Source organism: Aquimarina sediminis (assembly GCF_002895435.1).
GTDB classification, from domain to species: Bacteria; Bacteroidota; Bacteroidia; order Flavobacteriales; family Flavobacteriaceae; genus Aquimarina; species Aquimarina sediminis.
Genome location: NZ_POYJ01000037.1, coordinates 1 through 1417 on the forward strand (window position 1 = coordinate 1; position 1417 = coordinate 1417).

Sequence of the window (1417 nt, forward strand, 5' to 3'; positions counted from 1 at the left end):
CCATTACTATTACTTTGATTATAGCTTATCGAACCTGTAGTTCTCAACTTTTTATCAAAATACTTTTTACCTACAGTTATCATAGGACCATAGGTTAAGCTATTATCTACACCTATGGTACTGTAACTCACATTTACAGCAGCCGAAATATTAAGATCTGATTCTGGGTATCCTATTGTATATGATGTGTTACCATTGTAAAAATTAGAATCTCCATTTTCTACTGTACGACCATCTTGCCTGTTTTCGGCATTTTGAAAAGACAATGCGATATTGAGATTTTGTTTCTTGGCTTCTGTATCTTTTAAAATGTAATTGACATTAAGATTTGCATTTTGAGAAATTTGTTGGAAGTTTAAGGTATCCAGGTTGTCTCCCTGAGAAACTTCATTGATGTAATCAAACTGATTCTTGATATTGGTAAACGACTGAAAATTAGAATATCCCCCTGTAATATTTAATTTCTCTGAAGCATTATAACCTATCGTAACTGCACTTACTACTCGTTGTAATTGTGTGCTTTTGGTATTATCAAGATCATCCCTCTGCAAACCAGCATTAAAAGCAATATTAATTTTGTTTTGAAACAAATTCTGGGTCGCATTAAGGGTAATATTCTCCAGATCATTATTAAAAAAATAAGCTCCTAATGTTCTATATTCTGGATCTATATACTCATATCCTACTCCGACTGTTCCTTGACCAACAGGATAGAAAAAATTGATATTATAAGCCTTGTAGTGTTGGGTGGTTGCGTTATTATCTAACAAGGCAGACAAAACAAATGGAGATTCTTCTTCTCCTTGTGCATTGATATCTTCTGTTATTGCAGATGATGCAATCTCTGCACGAATCTCTCCTCTCTCAAAAAGTTTTACTTTTCCTTCAAGGCTTGCTACTACATTTTCTTTGGGATGTAATTCTTGTTCGACAGGCACCGGATTAGTAATAGAGTTTTCATCATCCACTGCCCTAAAAAAGATGGCTCCTAAAGAAAATTTACCAAAATCATAAGATGCTTTGGCTCCGTATCCCATTCTTTTATACGCGGCTTGCGATTGCGGATCATCTTCATTGTACTCAGACTCTTTAAGTAACCTACCATACATCGCACTAAGTTTAAAAGGTCCCTCTGGGGTAAGGTCTACTCCTGCTCCTGTAAATTGGTGTCCACTTAATGTATAGGGAGAAAATGTCATACTCACATCGCCAATATGAGTGGTTACCCATTTATAGGAAGGGTGTATACTAAGCCTGTTAAAAGAAAAAGGATTACTGCTTTGAAACTTTTGATTGGAGTATGAAAATGATATGGGAATACTATACACCCCACTCACATTTAGATTCAGGTTTCCTGAAAGAAAATAGGTAAACGGCTCTCTGGTTGATTGCCCATCATAATAGATTGCATTTGCTG

Annotated in this window: 1 protein-coding gene; it reads right to left on the reverse strand. The window is 35.5% G+C overall.

Going from position 1 to position 1417, the window contains the following annotated elements; genetic code table 11:
• The coding region (locus C1X07_RS24710; protein WP_128755402.1) for a porin at nt 1–1417 on the reverse strand (1417 nt) is incomplete at both ends.